Origin of the sequence: Methyloversatilis universalis FAM5, assembly GCF_000214035.2 — a bacterium.
GTDB lineage: Bacteria > Pseudomonadota > Gammaproteobacteria > Burkholderiales > Rhodocyclaceae > Methyloversatilis > Methyloversatilis universalis.
The window spans coordinates 1-350 of sequence record NZ_AFHG01000046.1 but is presented as its reverse complement, the minus strand read 5'-3'; the positions used below and the strand labels follow the sequence as shown (position 1 = coordinate 350).

At 71.4% G+C, this 350-nt stretch carries 1 pseudogene; it reads right to left on the bottom strand.

Annotated features, from left to right (window positions below):
• A pseudogene (locus METUNV1_RS19880) lies at window positions 1–236 on the bottom strand (hypothetical protein); the annotation flags it as partial.
• Between the last annotated feature and the right edge of the window lie 114 nt (window positions 237–350).

Here is a 350-nt window from a genome sequence, read left to right as displayed (position 1 = left end):
GTGGGAGCGGCGCCCTCGCCGCGATGCGGCCGCAGATCGACCGACATCGCCTGACCACTGCCCGGATCGCGGCGAGGCGCCGCTCCCACGGCACATGCTTCAATCCTGCGCATCAGCATCAGGACAAGGCCCGTTTCAGGAGCGCTGCGCCCCCTGCCGCGCGAACCGCGAAGAGCGCGCCGGTCTCCAGTGGGAGCGGCGCCCTCGCCGCGATGCGGCCGCAGATCGACCGACATCGCCTGACCACTGCCCGGATCGCGGCGAGGCGCCGCTCCCACGGCACATGCTTCAATCCTGCGCATCAGCATCAGGACAAGGCCCGTTTCAGGAGCGCTGCGCCCCCTGCCGCG